The organism is Neorhizobium phenanthreniclasticum, assembly GCF_040066075.1.
Lineage (GTDB): Bacteria > Pseudomonadota > Alphaproteobacteria > Rhizobiales > Rhizobiaceae > Neorhizobium > Neorhizobium petrolearium.
This window is the reverse complement of sequence record NZ_JBEAAL010000006.1, coordinates 140,284-160,006: the sequence shown is the minus strand read 5'-3', so window position 1 is coordinate 160,006 and position 19,723 is coordinate 140,284. Positions and strand designations below refer to the sequence as shown.

Genomic DNA, 19,723 nt, shown 5'->3' with positions numbered 1-19,723 from the left:
CCCGGGCATCCGCCGGGGCTAATGCATTCAATCAATTGACCGGTATGTCGATCGCATAGCGGTCGACCAGTTTCAGGCTCCGGTCCGACTGAATGATGTAGGTCTCGTAATACCGGCGACCGTCCTGGCCGTAGAACTGATGGGTGACGGGACTGCCGACCGGCGACTTCGTTAGCTTGCTGCGCGGCTGTCCGCCATAGGTGATGCTGCCCGGAATGGGCTCCAATGCAACGGCGGTGCAGCCTGCAAGGGCCGCCGTCAGCAGGGCAACTGCAACTATCTTCTTCATCACTCGTCTCCCCTGTCCCGCAATTTCCTGCACGCCGGGCAGCCAAAATGGTCTGCCTCACGGTGGATGTCGGGATTGCCGACGTGATTTACAATCGGGGAGCGATAAAGTTTCCCGAAATCTATTCGAACCGGAACGCCAGCCGCTTGCCGGTCAGCTTCGCCAGTTGCTGCAGGCGACCATCCAGCCTTTCACCGGCAAAATTGCGGTAGGCCGGCGGCACGATGAATTCCAGATCGAGATCGGGGTCGGATGATGGGCGGAACGTCAAGTTGTGGACGATGCCCGGCATCGCGGCCGAGAAGAGATAGACAACGCGCAGCAGGCCACCGAGCAGCTTGGCAAGATCGAGCATGCGTGGCGTGGCAATCGTCGCCAAGGGGCCTGTCGCGCCGTCGTCGTTCAGTCCCTCGAAGCGATAGTAGTTGGCGAGCGCCAGATAGGCACGGCCTGCATGGGTGATGCCGACGAAAGAGGAATGAGCGATGATATTGAGCGCCTGCAGACCGCGATAATCCGGATGGGCGCGCCAGCTTATGTCGGCGAGCAGGCAGGCGGCCTGACGATAGCGGCTTTCTTCCTCCGTCTCGGTGATGCCAAAAGCAGGCACCATGCGGCCCGTCCATTCCGCCAGCTCGCGGGCATGTTCGGGCGAGCGGGCGCGCAGGATCGCCAGTTCGCCGGCCGCGGCGAGCAGCGGGTCACTTGCCTTCTCTCCGTCGGAAAGCCGTGAATAGAGATAGCCTTCGCGCACGCCCTGCGCGGAGAAGCTCACCCTGGCGGGTTTCATCGCACTCAGCACTTCCTGCATGGCGATGGCGCCGTAGGGCAGCAGCGAACGGCGGCTTTTGGAAACCGCCTGCCAGGCAGGGTCCTTGGAGTCCTTGGCGGCGATCACCTCTTCGAGGAATTTCTGGATGTCCGCGAGCGGCAGTTCGTAACCCTGCATCATGTGCAAGGGATATTTCGTCATCTCCATGTGCAGCTTGGCGATATTTCGCCAGGTGCCGCCGACCGCATAGAAGGTGCGGCCTGCGCCCTGTTCAAGGAACCGCGCGGTGTTCACCTGCTTACGGGCGAAGGTGCGCGCCTTGGAGAGAGAATTTCCGGAGGACTCGGACAATCGCAGTCCCCCGAGCGGCAACGTGATGCCGCGGCCGAAATCATTGCCCTTGATGTCGATGAGTTCCAGCGAACCGCCGCCAAGATCGCCGGCGATCCCGTCCGCATCATGAAAGCCGCTGATGACACCGAGCGCCGAATAACGCGCCTCCTCTTCTCCGGAGAGAAGCTGGATCTCCTGGCCGAGGATATCCTCCGCCTCGCGGATGAAGTCCGGTCCGTTCGACGCCTCACGGGCAGCCGCCGTCGCCAGCACATAGATTTCGTTGGCGCGCGCCTGCGTCGACAACGCCTTGAAGCGCCTCAGTGCCGAAAGCGCGCGCTGGACGGCCTCCTCGTCCATCCGGCCGCTGGATCCAAGCCCCTTGCCGAGCCCGCAGAGAACCTTCTCGTTGAAGAGAATCGTCGGCGCGCGGGACAGGCCTTCATAAACGACGACACGAACGGAGTTCGAGCCAATGTCGATGACGGAAACAGGGGCAATCCCCGGAAGGCGCCCCTGGGCTTCGGATCGTACCATATTGCCTATTTCTTGCGTCCGGACATCAGGCCGGCGATCAGTTTGGGAGCACTCGACTTCAGAGCCTCACCGCGCCCCGAGAGGCTTGGATTGGTCATGAAATAGTGCTGCGCGTTAAAAGGTTCTTCGCCTTTGCGCACTTCCATGCGCCGCGACGTGCCGTCGGGCAATATCTCGTAGCTCTGCTGGTTGTCAATCAAGTTGCCCAGCATGATCTGTGAAAGAACCTGCTCATGCACGGTCGGATTGAGGAGCGGCACGAGCGTCTCGACGCGGCGGTCGAGGTTGCGCGGCATCATGTCGGCCGAGCCGATATAGACGAGCGCCTTGTCGGATGGCAGGCCGTAACCGTTGCCGAAGCAGAAGATGCGGCTATGCTCCAGGAAGCGGCCGACGATCGATTTGACGCGGATATTCTCGGAAAGGCCGGGCACCTGCGGGCGCAGGCAGCAGATGCCGCGCACCACGAGGTCGATCTCGACGCCCGCCCGGCTTGCCCGGTAGAGCGCATCGATGATGTCCGGATCGACGAGCGAGTTCATCTTCATCCAGATCGCTGCGGGCTTGCCGCTCTGCGCGTGGACGATTTCCTCCTCGATATGCCTGAGGATGCGCGACCTGAGCGTATAGGGCGAGACCGCCAGCTTCATGCTCTCTTCCGGCTCGCCATAGCCGGTGATGAAGTTGAAGACGTTCGCCATGTCGTGGGCGATCTTCGGATTGCAGGTGAAGAAGGACAGGTCCGTGTAGATCTTGGCGGTGACCGGATGATAGTTGCCCGTGCCGATATGGCAGTAGGTACGGAGCTTACCCTCTTCGCGGCGCACCACCATCGACATCTTGGCGTGCGTCTTCAGTTCGATGAAGCCAAAGACGACCTGCACCCCGGCACGTTCGAGGTCGCGGGCCCAGCGGATGTTTGCCTCCTCGTCGAAACGGGCCTTCAATTCGACCAGCGCCGTCACCGACTTGCCCATCTCGGCCGCATCGATCAGCGCCCTGACGATCGGGCTGTCGTTGGAGGTTCGGTAGAGCGTCTGCTTGATGGCGAGCACGTCCGGGTCGCGCGCCGCCTGCAGAAGGAATTGCACAACCACGTCAAAGGATTCATAAGGGTGGTGAACCACCATGTCCTTTTCGCGGATGGCCGCAAGGCAGTCGCCAGCATGTTCGCGAACCCGCTCGGGAAATCGGGCGTTATAGGGCTCGAACCTCAAGTCGTCGCGCGGCGCCCTGGTGATTTCCGAAAGGGTGTTGAGCGCCAGAAGGCCGGGCAGAACCGCAACGCGATTATCCGGCACGCCGAGTTCCTGCACCACGAACTGACGCAATGACGCCGGCATTTCCGAATCGGTCTCGATGCGGATGACCTTGCCGCGGCGGCGGCGCTTCAGCGCCGTCTCGAAGAAGCGCACCAGGTCCTCGGCCTCTTCCTCCACCTCGATATCGCTGTCGCGGATGATGCGGAAGGTACCGGCGCCCTTCACCTCATAACCGGGGAAGAGCCTGTCGGTGAACATGCCGACGACGTCCTCCAGCGTGATGTAGCGGATCGCCGCGCCTTCGTCCGGCAGGCGAATAAAGCGATCGAGCGTGGTCGGCAGGCGCAGGAGCCCCGTCATCGGCTCCTTGCCGTGCTTGCTGTGAAGCTGCAGGCCCATGGAGAAGCCGAGGTTCGGGATGAAGGGGAACGGATGGGCCGGGTCGATCGAGAGCGGCGTCAGGACGGGGAAGAGTTCGTCGTCGAAGGACGTGGCCAGCCAGGCGCGATCTTCCGCCGAAAGCGCCGCCGGACGGACGATCAGAATGTCCTCCTTGGCAAGATATTGCTGCAGCACGGCGAGCGAAGCCTGCTGTTCCATCTGCAGATTGTCGATTTCCCGAAGGATGGCGTCGAGCTGTTCGGCGGGCGTCTTGCCGTCCGGGCTGCGCACGATGATGCCCTGGCGCACCTGGCCTTCCAGACCGGCGACGCGGACCATGAAGAATTCATCGAGGTTGGCTGCGGAAATCGACAGGAAGCGCACCCGTTCCAGAAGCGGATGGGCCGTGTTCAGCGTTTCTTCCAGAACGCGGCGGTTGAATTGCAGCCAGGAGAATTCGCGGTTGATGAACCGGTCCGGGCTCGTCAGCAGCTCAGCGGCGGAATCGACCGCTGCGATTTCGGCCTGCTGGGTTTCCGTCGTCATCGAATCCATTTCGCATCCTCCGCTAACCCTTTGGGTTCGAACGCCAAGTTCGGCGAGGAAAGTGTCACAGTCAATCACCGTCCTTGGCGCCGGCGCCAGAATTTCCGACATCGTTCAACACTTCGGCCGCCAGCGGACGGGTGATCCTGGTGCCGCGGGCGAGCGCCAGCCGGTCCAGCCGGTCGACGATCGTCTGGGCCGCCCCGAGGGAACGCTCCATCCTGTTGACGATATAGCCGACAAGTTTGTCATCGATATAAAGCTGCCGATCCGCGAAAAGTTTCACGATCACCTGGGCGAGCAGGTCCTCGTCCGGCTCACCGATCTCGACTATGGTCGCCGCCTTGAGCCGCGACTTGAGGTCCGGCAGCGTCACGCCCCACGATATTGGCCACAAGCGCGAGGTCAACAGGAGGCTATGGCCATTCTCGCGCACGCTGTTGATGACGTGGAAGAGCTCCGCATCGTCGAAACCGCGTCTATCGGCATCCTCGAACAGGACCGGGCCGGCGGCTGCAAGGTCCGCGGCATTCGAACCGACCACCGGATGGATGTCCGTGGCGCCGGCCTTCTCCCGCCAGATATGCGCGAGATGCGATTTGCCCGAGCCGATCGGCCCCGCCAGCACGACGACCGGCGACGGCCAGGCCGGCCATTCGTCGACGATCGCGACGGCCGCAGCCAGGCGTTCGGAGACCAGGAGGTCATCCCGGCTCTTCGCCGCATCATGAATGAATTGGAGCGGCAATTGCTCGCTTCTCCGCCGCTCGCGCTCAGTGGTCTCGTTCATTGGTCTTTCGAACTGCTCTCTTGAGCATCATTTGCTGCGCTGGTTCCGCTGCCATCCTGACGGTGTTCCAGCACTCGGGGCGGAGGCGCCCCTTCCCAGGGAAGCGTGGTCGTTCGTCCGTAATAGATATCGCTGTCAAGATACCGCGCCAGCGCGAAGCGGACAAGGACGCCAACCACGGCTGCGGCCGGCACGGCAATCAAGAGCCCGACGAAACCGAATATCGCACCAAAGGCAAAGAGCGCGAACATCAGCCAGACCGGATGAAGTCCGACGCTTTTGCCGACCAGCTTCGGCTGCAGGATATTGCCCTCGAGGAACTGGCCGATGAAGAAGACGCCGGCGACCGCAACAATCCACGCGTAATCCGGCCAGAATTGCACGAATGCAACCCCGACCGAAAGCACGAGGCCGACCAGCGAGCCGATATAGGGGATGAAGCTGATCATGCCGGCGATGAAGCCGATGAGCAGGCCGAAATTCAGGCCGACAAGCGAGAGGCCTACCGCGTAGAAGATGCCGAGGATGAGGCAGAGCGAGCCCTGGCCGCGGATAAAACCGGCGACCGACTGATCCATCTCGCGGGCGATCTGCCTGACGGTGTCGACCTGATCGCGCGGAACCCAGCTATCCACTCTGGCGACCATGCGGTCCCAATCGAGCAGGATGTAGAAAGCGACCACCGGCGTCACGATCAGCAGCGATACGACGTCGACGATCGCCTTGCCGGAATTCCAGATCTGCGTGAGCAGCGAGCCGAGAAAGCCGGCGCCCTGGCTCAGCACCTCGGAAAAGTTCTGCTTGACCGTCTCGATCTGCGCACCGACCCAGCTTGGCAGGAAGGAAGTCTCAGGGCTGGAGATGATCTGCTGCAATTGCGAGATATAGCCCGGCAGCGCCGCCGCAAAGCCGGTGAACTGGCTGATGATGATCGGGATCACCAGCATCAGGGACAGCACGAAGACCAGCACGAAGCAGACAAGGATGACGACCGTCGCCATCAGCCGGCTGAGACCCCGCCGCTCCAGCCAGTCTGCGACCGGATCGAGGAAATAGGCAAGCGCCATGCCCGCCACGAAGGGCAGGAGAATCGTGCGGAAGAACCACAGAAACAGGATAAAGACGACCAGCACACCGATCCAGAACAGGATGTGGCGTTTCAGGCTCGCGCCGCTGATATGGTATGGCATCTCTGCTTCCCCTGGTATTGGCCGGGCCGATCAAGGCATATGGAAGCGGGCGTATCAGGTCAAGAGTCCGGTCGTTGGGCTGTGAAAAGCCTTCAAAAGCAGCCTGAACGCTTGCATATCGGGGCGTGGCGTGCAATGGCGGCCAGATATATTGCGCATGCCCCCAGAAAGCGCTTCACACTTTTCGGGGGACATGCGGTGGTCCCCACTGGAGATGGAAGATGAGCGAGGCGGGCAAGAACGGTCTCACCTACAGCGATGCCGGTGTCGATATCGATGCAGGTAATCTCATGGTCGAGAAGATCAAGCCGGCCGTGCGCTCCACCCGCCGCCCCGGCGCCGACGGCGAGATCGGCGGCTTCGGCGGGCTCTTCGACCTCAGGGCAGCGGGCTTTACCGATCCGGTTCTGGTTGCGGCGAATGATGGCGTCGGCACCAAGCTCAAGATCGCCATCGACGCGAACTTCCACGACACCGTCGGCATCGACCTCGTCGCCATGTGCGTCAACGATCTCGTCGTGCAGGGCGCCGAACCGTTATTCTTCCTCGACTATTTCGCGACCGGCAGGCTCGATCCCGACCAGGGTGCCGCGATCGTCGGTGGAATTGCCGCCGGCTGCCGCGAGGCGGGTTGTGCGCTGATCGGCGGAGAAACGGCCGAAATGCCGGGCATGTATTCCGACGGCGACTACGACCTCGCGGGTTTTGCGGTCGGGGCCGCCGAACGCGGCCAGTTGCTGCCGGTCGGCGACATCGGTTCGGGCGACGTCATCCTCGGCCTCACCTCCTCCGGCGTCCATTCCAACGGCTATTCGCTGGTCCGCAAGATCGTCGCGATCTCCGGCCTCGCATGGGATGCGCCCGCCCCTTTCCGTGACGGCATGACTCTGGGTGAGGCGCTGCTCGTGCCGACCCGCATCTACGTGAAGCCGCTGCTCAAGGCAATCCGCGAAACCGGTGCGCTGAAGGCTCTCGCCCACATTACCGGCGGCGGCTTTCCGGAGAACATCCCGCGCGTGTTGCCGAAGAACCTTTCCGCCGAAATCGATCTCGATTCCATTCCGGTTCCGCCCGTCTTCTCCTGGCTTGCCAAGACCGGCGGTGTCGAGGCGAAGGAAATGCTCAGGACCTTCAACTGCGGCATCGGCATGATCATCGTCACCGCCGCCGAGAACGCCCAGATGGTCAGCGATATCCTTACCGGCGAAGGCGAGATCGTCGTGCCGCTCGGCCGCATGGTCGAGCGTCCCGAAGGCGGCGCCGGCGTCATCTACAAGGGCACGCTCGGCCTATGACGGCAACCTCCGCACCGTCGGCGCGCAAACGCGTTGCCGTCTTCGTTTCAGGCGGCGGCTCCAACATGCTGGCTCTCGCAAACGCCTGCGCGGCGCCGGATTTTCCGGCCGAGATCGTCGCGGTCATCTCCGACAAGCCTTCGGCCGGCGGCATCGCCAAGGCAAAAGCACGCGGCATCCGGACCTTCGTCTTCGAGCGCAAGCAGTTCGCAGGCAAGGCCGAGCACGAGGCAGCGATCCTTGTCGCGCTCGACGAGATAAAGCCCGACATCCTCTGCCTGGCAGGCTATATGCGGCTCTTTTCCGGCGAATTCATCAGCCGCTACGAAGGCCGCATCCTCAACATCCACCCTGCGCTTCTGCCGCTCTTTCCAGGCCTTCATACGCACCAGCGCGCCCTCGATGCCGGCGTCAAGATCGCCGGCTGCACGGTGCATTTCGTGACCGAAGGCATGGACGAAGGACCGATCGTCGCGCAAGCGGCAGTTCCGGTGCCTGCCGATGATACGGCGGAAACGCTCGCCGCCCGGGTGCTGACCGTCGAGCACAAGCTCTATCCGCTGGCTTTGAAGCTGCTGGCGGAAGGCAGGGTGCGGATGGAGGGGGACAAGGCGGTTTTCAGCAACCTGCCAGCGAAGGACGAGGCGAAGCTCATTTCGCCGGCAGTCTAAAAGCCGCTCGATCTGATCCGGCGGATCACTCCTCCAGTTCATCTCCTTTCACCGGCGGGTTGCCTTTGCCCGCACGGGCGAGGATATCGACCTCGTCAACTCCTCAAAAACGTCATCAGGTCTTTCGCCAGTTGTTCCTTGTTCGAGGCGAAGAGGCCGTGCGGTGCGCCATCATATTCGATCAGCTTCGAGCCGGGGATCATCGCGGCAGCGGCGCGAGCGGAAATGTCGATCGGGACGGTCTGGTCGCTCGTCCCGTGAATGATCAGCGTCGGCACCCTGAAACTCGTCAGGTCGGGCCGGAAATCGGTCGTCGCGAAGGCTTTGGCGCAGGCAAGCGTGGGTTTGAGCCCCGCCATCATCGTCTGATTGAAGGACCAGTCGAGCACTTCATCGCTCACCGAACCGGTGAAGACACCTACGCCGAAGAAGCTCTTGAAGAAGTCCGCGAAGAAATGCGCCCGGTCCTCCCTGATACCCTTGGCCATCTCATCGAAAACCGATTGCGGCACGCCGGCCGGATTGTCGGACGTCTGCAGCATGTAGGGCACGACGGAAGCGATCAGCGCCGCCTTGGAAATACCCTTGCCGCCGTGGCGCGACATATAGCGGGCGACCTCGCCGCCGCCCATGGAAAAGCCGAGGAGCGCCGCATCCTCGGCTTCGGTCGCGGCGATCACGTCCGCGAGGTCATCGGAGAACGTGTCGTAGTCATAGCCCTGCCAGGGCTGGTCAGATCGGCCGAAACCGCGGCGGTCGTAGGAGATCGCTCGGAACCCCGACTCCGCCGCAACCATGGCGAAATCATCCCATGTGTCGCAGGTCAACGGCCAACCGTGCAGCAGGATGACCGGACGGCCCCTGCCCCAGTCCTTGACGTAGAGTTCGGTGTCGTCGCGCGTCTTGATCATCGTCATCGGAAAGTCCTCGCTGGATGGGATCTTCCGTAAACGGTGCGGCAATGCCGTTGTTCCTGGGATTCAGCCCGAAATCGCCGTCCGATTGATCACCGCCCATTGCAGCAGCATGATCGTCTTGGCGTCGCAGATCTCGCCGCTTTCAATCATCGCCACGGCTTCATCGAGCGGCAGTTCCACCACCTCGATGTCCTCATGTTCCTCCGCCAGCCCGCCGCCGCCGTTGATGCGGTCGGCAAGGTCGATCGGTGCATAGAAGAAGTGCACGAGTTCCGTCACCGATCCGGGCGAGGTCAAAGCCTTGAACAGGTGGCGCACCTCGCGCAAACGGTAGCCTGTCTCCTCCATCGCCTCGCGGCGGATCGCGTCCTCGGGATGATCCTCGTCGAGAAGGCCGGCAGGCACTTCGATCATCCAGCCGGGTTCGCCGGAGAGATAGGCCGGCAGGCGGAACTGCTTCACCAACACCACCATGCCGCGCTTCGGATCATGGAGCAGGATGCAGGCCGCCGGCGTGCGGTGGTAGATTTCCCGGTGCAGGCGATGGGTCTCGCCGTTGCGGTCCATATAATCGAGTTCGTAGTTCGACAGCCGTGTCCAGCCATCCGACAGCGTCTTTTCGCTGACGATCTTCACTCGCGCACCATCATCCGTCATGCGGCGTCCTTGCGAAGCCAGACCTTGTTGTCGTGGAAGGCCGCGCCACCATAGGGCGCCACTGCGTCGGCGCCGGTCAACACGTTGATACCCTCGCCATCGAGATGCTTCCGGTTCGGCCAAAGCCCTTCGGCGATCAGCACACCCGGCCGCGCGCCCGGTACGATCCTGGCATGCAGGCGGATTTCGCCGCGCTGGTTGCCGAGCCGGACGATATCGCCGTCCGCAATGTCAAGCCGGGCCGCATCGGACGGTTCGATCATCACCTCCGGCCTCCCTTCCCGCTCGTAGGAACTCTTCGTCTCGGTGAAGGAAGAGTTCAGGAAGCTGCGCGCCGGCGATGTCGCAAGCCTGAAGGGATGCGCTTCGTCCGCCACCTCGATGACGTCGACCTGATCGGGAAAGACCGGCAGTTCGGAGAGCGGCCCCATCGGCCCGACATTCTTCGGCGGTTTGTCCGGCGACGGGCCGTTCGCCCAGTCCGGGCTGAAACGAAACTTGCCATCCGAATAGCCGAAGCCCCTGATATAATGGGCCGTTTCAAAATCCGGCTGCGCGTCGATCCATTTTTCCCGTTCCAGCACGTCGACGCCCGGCCAGTGGCTTGCCTTCAAAATGTGATCGATATGCTCTCGCTCGTTGAGACCGAAACCGGGGTAATGATCGACGCCGAGACGCTTTGCCAGTTCCTCGATAACGAAGAGGTTGGTGCGCACGGTCGGCGGTGGTTCCGTGATCTTCGGCCCAAGCAGGATGTGCTGCTGCCCACCGGCGCGATAGATGTCGTCATGTTCGAGGAACATGGTGGCCGGCAGGACGATATCGGCGACCTCCGCCGTATCGGTCAGGAACTGCTCGTGGACGGCGACGAACAGGTCGTCGCGCATGAAGCCCCGGCGCACAAGGCGCTGTTCCGGCGCGACGTTCATCGGGTTGGTGTTCTGGATCAGCATGGCAGTCACCGGCCCGCCATAGCGCAAGGCTTCCGCATCGCCCGTCAGCACGCGGCCGATCTGCGACTGGTCGAGCTGGCGGATGTCCGGGTCGGCATAGGCCGTACCCATCAATTCCGACTTGTTGAGCCTGAAGATCTCGCCGTTGTTATGGAAGGCGCCACCGCCCTCGTACTGCCAGGAACCGAGCACGGTTGCGATCGAAAGAGCAGCATGCATAGCGACCGCGCCGTTGCGCTGGCGGGCAAAACCGTAACCCAATCGGAAGAAGGTCTTTCTGGTCGTCCCGACGAGCTTGGCGAAATTCTCGATCTCATCGACGGACAGGCCCGTGATCGCGGATGCCCATTCCGGCGTTCTCGTCTTCAGGTGGGCTTCGAGCCCAGCCGGATCGTCGGCATATTTTTCCATATAGGCGCGGTCGGCATAACCGTCGCGGAAGGCGACATGCATGACGGCGCAGGCGAGCGCGGCATCTGTCCCCGGCCTGACTGTCAGCGCGATATCCGCCTGCTTCATGGTCGGGTTGTCGTAGATGTCGATGACGACGATCTTCGCGCCGCCCTCCTTGCGGGCCTTCACCGCATGGGTCATGACGTTGACCTGGGTCGAGACGGCGTTCGTCCCCCAGATCACCACGCAATCGGATTTCGCCATCTCGCGCGGGTCGGGGCCGCGAAGCGCGCCGGTCCCCATCACATAACCCGTCCAGGCCATGTTGGTGCAGATCGTGCCAAAAAAGCCGGAATATTTCTTGGCGTGACGTAGCCGCTCGATCGAATCTCGCTGCACCTGGCCCATCGTGCCGGCATAGAAATACGGCCAGACGGCTTCCGAGCCGTGCTTCGCCTCGGCCTTCAAAAAGGCATCGGCGATCTCGTCGAGCGCCGCCTCCCAGGAAAGTTCCTGCCAATCGCCGCCGCCCTTGGCACCCCTGCGGCGCTTCGGCACCATCAGCCGGCCGGGATGGTAGATGCGCTCGGAATAACGCGCCACCTTGGCGCAGATGACGCCGGCGGTATAGGTGTTGTCGGCCGCGCCGCGCACGCGGCCGATACGGCCGTCGGCGGTCAGGTCGACATCCAATGCGCAGGCGGACGGACAGTCGTGCGGACAGACGGTGTGGCCGACAGTCGTATGACTGACAGCGGTTTTGGCGGAGATCGGGGTCGCAACGTTCATGGCTTTTCTATATTGCAAGCAGAGGGCCACAAAAAGCGCGATTTGCGGCGCATCAATTTTATTCAAGCGAGACTCCAGTCACAATGAACTACCGGCATATCTATCACGCAGGCAATTTCGCCGACGTCCTGAAACACGCGGTGCTGGCGCGGCTGATCCGCTATGCCCAGAAGAAGGACAAGGCGTTCCGCGTGCTCGACACCCATGCCGGGATCGGTCTTTATGATCTTTCGTCCGAAGAGGCGCAGAAGACCGGCGAATGGCGCGATGGCATCGGGCGGCTCCTGGAAGCAGAGCTTCCGGCGAATGTGTCCGAACTGCTGGAGCCTTATCTCTCGACCGTCAGAGAGCTGAACCCCGACGGCGCGCTGAAACTCTATCCCGGCTCGCCAAAGCTCGCCCGCATGCTGTTTCGCCCGCAGGACCGTCTGTCGGCGATGGAACTGCACCCGGAAGACTTCAATCGCCTGCATAACCTGTTCGAGGGCGACTTCCAGGTGCGCGTCACCGAACTCGACGGCTGGCTTGCACTTGGCGCGCATCTGCCCCCGAAGGAGAAACGGGGAATCATCCTGGTCGACCCTCCTTACGAGGAAGAAGGGGAATACCAACGGCTGGTGAAGGGTCTTGCCAATGCCTACAAGCGTTTCCCCGGCGGCACCTACTGCCTTTGGTATCCGATCAAGAAGGGCGCGCCGATCAAGGTCTTCCACGAGGAGCTGCAGGCGCTCGATATCCCGAAAATGCTCTGTACGGAACTCACCGTCCGCAGTGATCGCGAGACCACCGGCCTCACCGGCTCCGGTCTCGTCATCGTCAATCCGCCCTTCACCTTGAAGGATGAGTTGCACGTGCTGTTGCCGGTCCTGAGGACAATCCTCGCCCAGGATCGTTTCGCCTCGCAGCGCACCTTCTGGCTTCGGGGCGAATAATCCGATTCACGAGGTCTCCCGTTTGCCTCTCTCCACATCCGGCGGATGCTCGGCGCGGAACCGCGACCGCTCGAAGACCAGGATCACCACCAGTGCCATGGCGAAGGGGATGAGCAGGTAGAACAGCCGGAAGACCAGCAGGGCGGCGATGACATCCGCCGGATCCATGTCCGGCAATCCCATGACAAAGACGAGTTCGAGGACGCCGAGCCCGCCCGGCGCATGGGAGATGAGCGCCGCCGAAAAGGAAATCAGGAAGATGCCCAGCACGACGAGGAAGCCCGGATTTCCCGCCTCGGGCAGCGCGAAATAGATGATGCCTGCGGCACCGACCAGCTCCACCGGCGCGATGATGAGCTGCGGCAGCACGACCCGCGGTGCCGGATAGAAGATGCTGATCGAGCCGATCTTGAGCGGCCTGAGCTTCAGGAAGCTCGCTGCGACATAGAGCGCGATGAGGAAAAGAATGACCAGTCCGGTTCCCGTCGAGGCTTCGACCGGCACGACATCGCCGAAACGTTCGGTAAGGTCCGGTTCGATGACGAGCACCAGACCTGCGAGCAGGAGGGTTCCAAGGACGAATGTGAAGGAGCATATGGCGATCAGAACGCCGATTTCGGCCGGTGTCAGGCCCTTGGAAGAATAGGCACGATAGCGGACCACCGCTCCCGAAAAGACGGACGCGCCGACATTGTGGGACAGCGCGTAGGTCGTGAACGAGCAGATCGTGATGAACCACCAGTCGACCTTGCGCCCGAGATGCATCAGAGCGATACGGTCGTATCCGGCGAGCGCCGCATAGGCAAGCAGAGTCGAGAGGCCGGCCAGCATCCAATGGGTCGACGATATCGCCTCCAGACTGAGCCACAGATCGTCCAGAGACAGCCCGCGCAATTCCTTGTAGAGAAGCCACGCCGAAAGCGCTATCGTCAGTCCGCCTATCGTCGGCCACAGGTATTTCTTGAATGTCATCCAGTCACGTCGCTCTTTACTCCCTGCCTCTATCCGGGCTTTCCGCTTTCCGCGAAGGGTTACTCTATTCGCCGAAACTCTGATTGTTCAACCGTTCAGACCGATGCCTGTTCCGAAGATCGAGATTTCCGACAATGACGCCGATTTTTAAAGCGACAGCCAAGAGCATCATCGCCGCAGCGCTTTTTTTCATGCCGGTAACAGCCACCATCGCCCTGGCCCAGCAACGTCACGACGATCGCGCCGGGCAGTTCGATTTCTACGTCCTTTCGCTCTCGTGGTCGCCAACCTTCTGTGCCTCGCAACGCGGCAACGAAAGCGATCAGCAATGCGGCGAGACCAGGGATTTCCGCTTCATCGTCCATGGGCTCTGGCCACAATACGAGAAAGGCTATCCGGATTTCTGCGAGACCCGCGAGCCGGGCCGTGTGCCGCGCTCGGTCGGCGAACCGCTTTTCGACATCATGCCGTCCATGGGACTCATCGGCCATCAGTGGCGCAAGCATGGAAGCTGCACCGGCCTTGGCCAGCGGGAGTATTTCAACGAGACCCGCCGGGCTTTCGAGCGTATCCGCCTGCCCTCCGATCTCTCCCGCGGCGACAGCGCCGTGACGCTTTCGGTCGATCAGATCGAGGAGAAGTTCGTCTGGGCAAACCCCGGTATGAGCCGCCGCGGCATTTCCGCAAGCTGCGAGGGCCGTCGGCTGGAAGAGGTGCGTATCTGCCTCACCAAGGACCTGCAGTTCCGCGATTGCGCCGAGGTGGATGGTGACGGCTGCCGCGCGGGCAGCATCACGCTGCCGCCGGTGCGCTGAATTTCATAAAGAGGAAAGACCATGAAGCTGCTTTATTCGCCGGCCTCGCCCTATTCCGCCAAAGTGCGCATGGCGGCACGTCATCTCGGCATCGGGATCGCCGAGGTGAAGACCGATACCAACTCCAATCCGCCGGAACTCGTCGACAGCAATCCGCTCGGCAAGATCCCGGTGCTGATCCGCGACGGCGAGCCGCCGATCTATGACAGCGTCGCCATCATGCACTATCTCGACCGGTTGTCCGGCGGAAAGCTCTATCCGAAGAAGGATGGAAAACGCACGGAAGCGGAAGTGCTGGAAGCGTTGTGCGACGGCATCATGGATTGCCTTCTCGCAATCGTCTACGAGCGTCGCTTCCGCCCGGAGGAAAAGATCCACCAGGGCTGGATCGACAAGCAATGGGAAAAGGTCATGCGCGGCCTGGATTATCTCGAAAACAACCTGCCGAAGACCGGCAAGAAGCTCAATGGCGGCCATTTCGCGCTCGCCGCCCTGATCGGCTATCTCGACCTGCGCTTCAACGGGCAATGGGCGGAAGGCCGTCCGGAACTCGCCTCATGGCCCGATACCTTCGCCAAGCGGTTTGCCGATTACGGCGCGATGAAATCGTCCGGATAAACAAGGCAAAAAGCCCGGAGCGACGCTCCGGGCTTCCCCAGCCTGTGAAGGCTTTCGAACTTAGAACTTGACGCCGATACCGACCTTGACGCTGTGGTCGTCGAAGCCCTTCGAGACCGAACCCGTGGCGAGGTCGTAATCTTCGGCCGCGAAGTCGGTATAGCGATATTCGATACGAGCGGTGATGTTGTTGGTGACGAACGCTTCCGCACCTGCACCGACCGTATAACCGACCGAAGTCTTGTCGTCGGAAGAGATGCCGTCGCTCAGTTCGTTGTTCTGGAAGGCGACACCGGCCGTACCATAGATCAGGAACGGGTTGAGGTCATAACCGACGCGGCCGCGGACCGAACCCTTCCAACCACCTTCGCCGGTGTAGCCATTGGGGCTCGGACCGTCGAGGCCGTTGTAGCCGACATCAGCTTCGATACCGTAGACGACCGGACCGGTCTGGAAGTTGTAACCTGCGAAGGCTCCGCCGCCGAGACCGTCGGCGTCATAGTCGCCACCACCGAAGCGGCCCCAGTCATATTCACCGTAAGCACCGAGATAGAACCCCTGCCAGGTGGCGGCCGGTGCCGGCTCTTCGACCGCGACCGGAGCCTGCGGAATCTGCTCTACGGCATCAGCGGCATTGGCCGCGGAGATTGCGATGAAGCTGGCTGCCGAGGCCATCAGAGTTGCGATAAGAGTACGCATACATTTTCTCCTTTTACTGCTGTGCCGGGAATTTCGTCGCGACAACACGATAGTCGACGCATTTGTTCCCTACCCACTGGAGGCGAATGTGGATGCCAAATGAGGAATTGAAAGAGCCGAAATGTGAATTGATTGCGGCAGACAGAAGGCGAAAGTTTGATGTTGCTGTACCGCAACATGTAATTCATTAACCTTAACTGTTCCTTACTTTAAATATAAATTTCTTTACCTTCGTGAAATACTTCTTAAAACGCAAGAACAGCTTCGTCAATATATCTTGACAGGCAGCCACTCGCGGCCGCCCTCGTGCGGTTTCGACTTTTATCTTCAGAAAAGTCTGCGCCTGCCGCGAGCAGAAGGAGATTTTAGACATGGGAAATAAAGACCTTCAGGCGCCATCCGGGACAAGGACCCGATCGACGAAACGCTTTGCCGGATTTCTGCCTCAAATCATCCCCGACAAAGGCGGCGTTTCGGCCTCGAAGCACGAAGGCAAGGCATTCGCCTGCCACGCTTTCAAAATCAGGCCTGAGTCACTATGTCTGTCGCAACGGCCGATCGGGAGCCCGGCCGGCTATCCCGCAATCTTTTGACAAGCCGCCGATGACGAGCCCATGGTTCGAATCGGCAATGGTCAGGCATCGATCGCGAACGGAAAGCCGAGTTCGCAGGTCGTATCTGGCGGAGACTTTGGAAATGAACGGAACGAAGCTGCCCGACGGCGGCGTTCTCTACGACGAGACGGAAGACGATGACGACGACGCTCCGGTGAGCGAGCCGAGCGCAGGCCTCGCTGTGTCGATCGACTGGAACGAGGCTCTCCGGAACGAGAGCGGGCTGAAAGGCGCCGAGCTTATCGGCGAATTCGTCAAGCACCTGCCGAACCAGCCTGGCGTCTACCGCATGTTCAACGAGGCGGGCGACGTGCTCTATGTCGGCAAGGCGCGCAGCCTCAAGAAGCGGGTCGGCAACTATGCGCAGGGCCGCGTCCATTCGAACCGCATCGCCCGTATGGTGCGCGAAACCACGCATATGGAATTCGTCACGACGCGGACGGAGACCGAGGCGCTGCTGCTCGAGGCCAATCTCATCAAGCGTCTGCGCCCACGTTTCAACGTGCTTCTGCGCGACGACAAGTCCTTCCCCTATATCCTGATCACCGGCGACCATCGGGCGCCAGCCATCTTCAAGCATCGCGGCGCCCGCGCCCGCAAGGGCGATTATTTCGGCCCCTTCGCATCCGCCGCCGCCGTCGGTCGCACGATCAATTCGCTGCAGCGGGCGTTCCTGCTGCGCACCTGTACCGACAGCGTCTTCGAGACGCGCACCCGCCCCTGCCTGCTCTTCCAGATCAAACGCTGTTCCGGCCCGTGCACCCACGAGATCAGCGACGAGGATTATGCCGGCCTTGTGCGCGAGGCGAAGGATTTCCTCTCCGGCAAGAGCCAGAACGTGAAATCCGCGATCGCCGCCCAGATGACGGAAGCCTCGGAAGACCTCGATTTCGAGCGCGCAGCGGTCTATCGTGATCGTCTTGCTGCGCTCTCCCATGTCCAGAGCCATCAGGGCATCAATCCGGCGGGCGTCGAGGAGGCGGATGTCTTCGCCATCCATCACGAGGGCGGGCTCTCCTGCATCCAGGTCTTCTTCTTCCGTACCGGCCAGAACTGGGGCAACCGGGCCTATTTCCCGAAAGCCGATCCGCAGATGCCCGGCACGGAGGTCTTGAACGCCTTCCTGGCGCAGTTCTACGACGACAAGCCGGTGCCGAAGCAGATCCTGCTTTCCGAAACCGTCGAGGAACAGGACCTGCTGGCGCAAGCGCTTTCCGAAAAGGCCGGCCATAGGGTGATAATCTCCGTGCCGCAGCGCGGCGAGAAGAAGGACCTTGTCGATCACGTGCTGGCGAATGCCCGCGAGGCCCACGGTCGCAAGCTCGCCGAGACTTCATCGCAGGCGCGGCTGCTGCACGGGTTCGCCGAGACCTTCGGCCTGGCCCAGGTCCCGCGCCGCATCGAGATCTACGACAACTCGCACATCATGGGCACCAATGCCGTCGGCGGCATGGTCGTGGCGGGGCCGGAAGGCTTCGTGAAGAACCAGTACCGCAAGTTCAACATCAAATCGACGGACATCACCCCCGGCGACGACTTCGGCATGATGCGCGAAGTGATGACCCGCCGCTTCTCGCGTCTTCTCAAGGAAGAAGGCCTGCCGGACCGTAGCGTCGCCACCCAGGAGGACGCGGCCGATGCCGCCTTCCCCGCGTGGCCGGACGTGATCCTGATCGATGGCGGCCAAGGCCAGATGACCGCCGTGCGTGCCATCCTCGACGAGCTCGGCATCCGCGATGTCGTCACCGCGATCGGAGTCGCCAAGGGCGTCGACCGAGAGGCCGGCCGCGAGCGTTTCTTCGCGGACGGGAAAAGCGACTTTTCACTGCCGCCGCGCGATCCGGTTCTCTATTTCATTCAGCGCATGCGCGACGAGGCGCATCGTTTCGCTATCGGCTCGCACCGGGCTCGGCGCAAGAAGGAGATGGTCAAGAACCCGCTCGACGAGATTTCCGGCATCGGACCTGGCCGCAAGCGCAAGCTCCTGCAGCATTTCGGCACGGCGAAAGCGGTCTCCCGCGCAGGCCTCACCGACCTGATGGCGGTAGAAGGCATTTCCGAGGCCGTCGCAAAGCAGATCTACAATCACTTTCACGAGAGCCGGGCGGGGTGAAACTATCCACGTAAGTTGCGCCTCACCCTGACCCTCTTCCCGCAGACGGGGAGAGCGAACGTGCCATGCGCAACGTCGGGGGGTGGAGGAAAACGGTGCGGCACATGCCTTTCTCCCCGTAAGTACGGGGAGGCGTTGCCCGACAGGGCGGAAGAAGGGCAATAAAAGCGGGAGCAGACGGGCCGCCGCATTCTGCTACAAAAAAGCCGCGGGAACATGTTGACGCTCAGCCTCCAAAGCCTCAACTAGGGACAAACATCGCAATAGGTCATCCATGGCTTCCCGCGCATACAACATTCCCAACCTGCTCACCTATGCGCGTATCCTGGCCGTGCCGGTGATCGTCCTTTGCTTTTTCATCGAAGGCCGGCTCGAAAGCTCGGATTTCGCCCGCTGGACGGGGCTTACCATCTTCGTCGTCGCCTCGATCACCGATTATCTCGACGGTTACCTGGCCCGCATCTGGAACCAGACATCGAATATCGGCCGCATGCTCGATCCGATCGCCGACAAGCTGCTGGTCGCGTCCGTGCTGCTGCTGATGGCCGCCGACGGGACGATCGCCGGCTGGTCGCTCTGGGCGGCAATCACCATTCTGTGCCGCGAGATCCTCGTCTCAGGACTTCGTGAATACCTGGCGGCACTGAAGGTCTCCGTACCGGTAACGCGGATCGCCAAGTGGAAGACGACGATCCAGATGGTGGCAATCGCCTTCCTGCTTGCCGGCCCTGCGGGCGACAAGATCATGCCCTATATTACCGAGCTCGGCATTGCGCTCTTGTGGATCGCAGCGATCCTGACCTTCTATACCGGCTACGACTATTTCAAGGCCGGGCTGAAACATCTGGTGGATGAGGAATGACCACGAAACTCGTCTATTTCGCCTGGGTGCGCGAGCGGATCGGCAAGCCGGAGGAAGAGATCGAGCTTCCGGCCGATGTCGTCACCGTGCGCGATTTGCTGAATCATCTGAAGGGCCTGGGCGAAGAATACGAGAATGCGCTTCAATATCCGGACGTGATCCGCGTGGCGATCAACCAGGAGCATGTGGAACATTCCGAAAGGATTGCAGGCGCGCGCGAGATCGGGATATTTCCGCCGATGACCGGAGGGTGAGGAGCGGTCCGGCGAAGCCGGAGAAATCGATCCTGTGAATCGATTTCAGTGACGAACGCCCGGAGCCAA

At 61.6% G+C, this 19,723-nt stretch carries 18 protein-coding genes; 8 read left to right on the top strand and 10 right to left on the bottom strand.

Annotation, left to right across the window (positions count from 1 at the left end; genetic code table 11):
- Positions 1 to 31 precede the first annotated feature (31 nt).
- The 5 genes from ABK249_RS10805 to ABK249_RS10785 form a co-directional block, all read right to left on the bottom strand.
- Entirely contained in the window at positions 32 to 289 is a 258-nt protein-coding gene (locus tag ABK249_RS10805; RefSeq protein ID WP_227702391.1) for a lipoprotein, read from the bottom strand.
- 121 nt (positions 290 to 410) lie between these two features.
- Complete coding sequence (gene ppx, locus ABK249_RS10800) at positions 411 to 1,931, bottom strand: exopolyphosphatase (protein WP_037150615.1); 1,521 nt, start codon at positions 1,929 to 1,931, stop codon at positions 411 to 413.
- A gap of 5 nt (positions 1,932 to 1,936) precedes the next feature.
- A complete protein-coding gene (locus ABK249_RS10795; protein ID WP_227702390.1) occupies positions 1,937 to 4,129 on the bottom strand; it encodes an RNA degradosome polyphosphate kinase in 2,193 nt (730 codons plus the stop codon).
- Positions 4,130 to 4,190: 61 nt separating this feature from the next.
- Entirely contained in the window at positions 4,191 to 4,910 is a 720-nt protein-coding gene (gene hdaA, locus ABK249_RS10790) for a DnaA regulatory inactivator HdaA (RefSeq protein WP_227702389.1), read from the bottom strand.
- Positions 4,907 to 6,100, bottom strand: coding sequence for an AI-2E family transporter (locus ABK249_RS10785; RefSeq protein WP_227702388.1), 1,194 nt, complete (start codon positions 6,098 to 6,100; stop codon positions 4,907 to 4,909). Before ABK249_RS10785 ends, hdaA begins: the two co-directional genes overlap by 4 nt.
- A gap of 221 nt (positions 6,101 to 6,321) precedes the next feature.
- Here ABK249_RS10785 and purM point away from each other — a divergent pair, with 221 nt between their 5' ends.
- Together purM and purN are read left to right on the top strand one after the other, a co-directional pair.
- Positions 6,322 to 7,395, top strand: coding sequence for a phosphoribosylformylglycinamidine cyclo-ligase (gene purM / locus ABK249_RS10780; protein ID WP_227702387.1), 1,074 nt, complete (start codon positions 6,322 to 6,324; stop codon positions 7,393 to 7,395).
- The gene (gene purN / locus ABK249_RS10775) at positions 7,392 to 8,066 is read left to right on the top strand and encodes a phosphoribosylglycinamide formyltransferase (protein ID WP_227702386.1); all 675 of its coding nucleotides are present in this window, start codon (positions 7,392 to 7,394) and stop codon (positions 8,064 to 8,066) included. Before purM ends, purN begins: the two co-directional genes overlap by 4 nt.
- 95 nt (positions 8,067 to 8,161) lie before the next feature.
- Here purN and ABK249_RS10770 read toward each other — a convergent pair whose 3' ends face one another.
- The 3 genes from ABK249_RS10770 to ABK249_RS10760 form a co-directional block, all read right to left on the bottom strand.
- Positions 8,162 to 8,983 (bottom strand): alpha/beta fold hydrolase, encoded by an 822-nt coding sequence (locus ABK249_RS10770; RefSeq protein ID WP_037150600.1) that lies wholly within the window; start codon positions 8,981 to 8,983, stop codon positions 8,162 to 8,164.
- A 63-nt stretch (positions 8,984 to 9,046) separates the two neighbouring features.
- Positions 9,047 to 9,640, bottom strand: a complete 594-nt coding sequence (locus ABK249_RS10765) for an NUDIX domain-containing protein (protein ID WP_227702385.1) — start codon at positions 9,638 to 9,640, stop codon at positions 9,047 to 9,049.
- A complete protein-coding gene (locus tag ABK249_RS10760; RefSeq protein ID WP_227702384.1) occupies positions 9,637 to 11,775 on the bottom strand; it encodes a molybdopterin-containing oxidoreductase family protein in 2,139 nt (712 codons plus the stop codon). Before ABK249_RS10760 ends, ABK249_RS10765 begins: the two co-directional genes overlap by 4 nt.
- Positions 11,776 to 11,858: 83 nt before the next feature.
- On the opposite strand from ABK249_RS10760, the gene ABK249_RS10755 reads away from it, so the two are divergent.
- Positions 11,859 to 12,707: a 23S rRNA (adenine(2030)-N(6))-methyltransferase RlmJ gene (locus tag ABK249_RS10755; protein WP_348862845.1), complete on the top strand. Its 849-nt coding sequence runs from the start codon at positions 11,859 to 11,861 to the stop codon at positions 12,705 to 12,707.
- Positions 12,708 to 12,713: 6 nt separating this feature from the next.
- Here the strand turns inward: ABK249_RS10755 and ABK249_RS10750 are convergent, their stop codons facing one another.
- Complete coding sequence (locus ABK249_RS10750; RefSeq protein ID WP_227702382.1) at positions 12,714 to 13,679, bottom strand: lysylphosphatidylglycerol synthase domain-containing protein; 966 nt, start codon at positions 13,677 to 13,679, stop codon at positions 12,714 to 12,716.
- Positions 13,680 to 13,870: 191 nt separating this feature from the next.
- Here ABK249_RS10750 and ABK249_RS10745 point away from each other — a divergent pair, with 191 nt between their 5' ends.
- Both ABK249_RS10745 and ABK249_RS10740 read left to right on the top strand, forming a co-directional pair.
- Positions 13,871 to 14,494: a ribonuclease T2 family protein gene (locus ABK249_RS10745; protein WP_227705092.1), complete on the top strand. Its 624-nt coding sequence runs from the start codon at positions 13,871 to 13,873 to the stop codon at positions 14,492 to 14,494.
- A gap of 21 nt (positions 14,495 to 14,515) precedes the next feature.
- On the top strand, positions 14,516 to 15,112 hold the full coding sequence (locus tag ABK249_RS10740; protein ID WP_037150590.1) for a glutathione S-transferase: 597 nt from the start codon (positions 14,516 to 14,518) through the stop codon (positions 15,110 to 15,112).
- 60 nt (positions 15,113 to 15,172) lie between these two features.
- Here ABK249_RS10740 and ABK249_RS10735 read toward each other — a convergent pair whose 3' ends face one another.
- On the bottom strand, positions 15,173 to 15,811 hold the full coding sequence (locus ABK249_RS10735) for an outer membrane protein (RefSeq protein WP_037150588.1): 639 nt from the start codon (positions 15,809 to 15,811) through the stop codon (positions 15,173 to 15,175).
- Positions 15,812 to 16,507: 696 nt separating this feature from the next.
- Between ABK249_RS10735 and uvrC the strand changes: the two genes are divergently transcribed.
- The 3 genes from uvrC (at position 16,508) to moaD (ending at position 19,654) form a co-directional block, all read left to right on the top strand.
- The gene (gene uvrC / locus ABK249_RS10730; protein WP_227702381.1) at positions 16,508 to 18,538 is read left to right on the top strand and encodes an excinuclease ABC subunit UvrC; all 2,031 of its coding nucleotides are present in this window, start codon (positions 16,508 to 16,510) and stop codon (positions 18,536 to 18,538) included.
- Positions 18,539 to 18,812: 274 nt separating this feature from the next.
- Complete coding sequence (pgsA, locus tag ABK249_RS10725) at positions 18,813 to 19,400, top strand: CDP-diacylglycerol--glycerol-3-phosphate 3-phosphatidyltransferase (RefSeq protein ID WP_037150578.1); 588 nt, start codon at positions 18,813 to 18,815, stop codon at positions 19,398 to 19,400.
- Positions 19,397 to 19,654, top strand: coding sequence for a molybdopterin converting factor subunit 1 (gene moaD / locus ABK249_RS10720; protein WP_037150576.1), 258 nt, complete (start codon positions 19,397 to 19,399; stop codon positions 19,652 to 19,654). The genes pgsA and moaD overlap by 4 nt, the downstream gene beginning before the upstream one ends.
- Positions 19,655 to 19,723 lie beyond the last annotated feature (69 nt).

Excerpts from the sequence above, each read along its gene's own strand:
- ABK249_RS10805 (WP_227702391.1), bottom strand. The coding sequence starts at position 289 with ATGAAGAAGATAGTTGCAGTTGCCCTGCTGACGGCGGCCCTTGCAGGC.
- ppx (WP_037150615.1), bottom strand. The coding sequence starts at position 1,931 with ATGGTACGATCCGAAGCCCAGGGGCGCCTTCCGGGGATTGCCCCTGTT.
- ABK249_RS10795 (WP_227702390.1), bottom strand. The coding sequence starts at position 4,129 with ATGGATTCGATGACGACGGAAACCCAGCAGGCCGAAATCGCAGCGGTC.
- hdaA (WP_227702389.1), bottom strand. The coding sequence starts at position 4,910 with ATGAACGAGACCACTGAGCGCGAGCGGCGGAGAAGCGAGCAATTGCCG.
- ABK249_RS10785 (WP_227702388.1), bottom strand. The coding sequence starts at position 6,100 with ATGCCATACCATATCAGCGGCGCGAGCCTGAAACGCCACATCCTGTTC.
- purM (WP_227702387.1), top strand. The coding sequence starts at position 6,322 with ATGAGCGAGGCGGGCAAGAACGGTCTCACCTACAGCGATGCCGGTGTC.
- purN (WP_227702386.1), top strand. The coding sequence starts at position 7,392 with ATGACGGCAACCTCCGCACCGTCGGCGCGCAAACGCGTTGCCGTCTTC.
- ABK249_RS10770 (WP_037150600.1), bottom strand. The coding sequence starts at position 8,983 with ATGACGATGATCAAGACGCGCGACGACACCGAACTCTACGTCAAGGAC.
- ABK249_RS10765 (WP_227702385.1), bottom strand. The coding sequence starts at position 9,640 with ATGACGGATGATGGTGCGCGAGTGAAGATCGTCAGCGAAAAGACGCTG.
- ABK249_RS10760 (WP_227702384.1), bottom strand. The coding sequence starts at position 11,775 with ATGAACGTTGCGACCCCGATCTCCGCCAAAACCGCTGTCAGTCATACG.
- ABK249_RS10755 (WP_348862845.1), top strand. The coding sequence starts at position 11,859 with ATGAACTACCGGCATATCTATCACGCAGGCAATTTCGCCGACGTCCTG.
- ABK249_RS10750 (WP_227702382.1), bottom strand. The coding sequence starts at position 13,679 with ATGACATTCAAGAAATACCTGTGGCCGACGATAGGCGGACTGACGATA.
- ABK249_RS10745 (WP_227705092.1), top strand. The coding sequence starts at position 13,871 with ATGCCGGTAACAGCCACCATCGCCCTGGCCCAGCAACGTCACGACGAT.
- ABK249_RS10740 (WP_037150590.1), top strand. The coding sequence starts at position 14,516 with ATGAAGCTGCTTTATTCGCCGGCCTCGCCCTATTCCGCCAAAGTGCGC.
- ABK249_RS10735 (WP_037150588.1), bottom strand. The coding sequence starts at position 15,811 with ATGCGTACTCTTATCGCAACTCTGATGGCCTCGGCAGCCAGCTTCATC.
- uvrC (WP_227702381.1), top strand. The coding sequence starts at position 16,508 with ATGAACGGAACGAAGCTGCCCGACGGCGGCGTTCTCTACGACGAGACG.
- pgsA (WP_037150578.1), top strand. The coding sequence starts at position 18,813 with ATGGCTTCCCGCGCATACAACATTCCCAACCTGCTCACCTATGCGCGT.
- moaD (WP_037150576.1), top strand. The coding sequence starts at position 19,397 with ATGACCACGAAACTCGTCTATTTCGCCTGGGTGCGCGAGCGGATCGGC.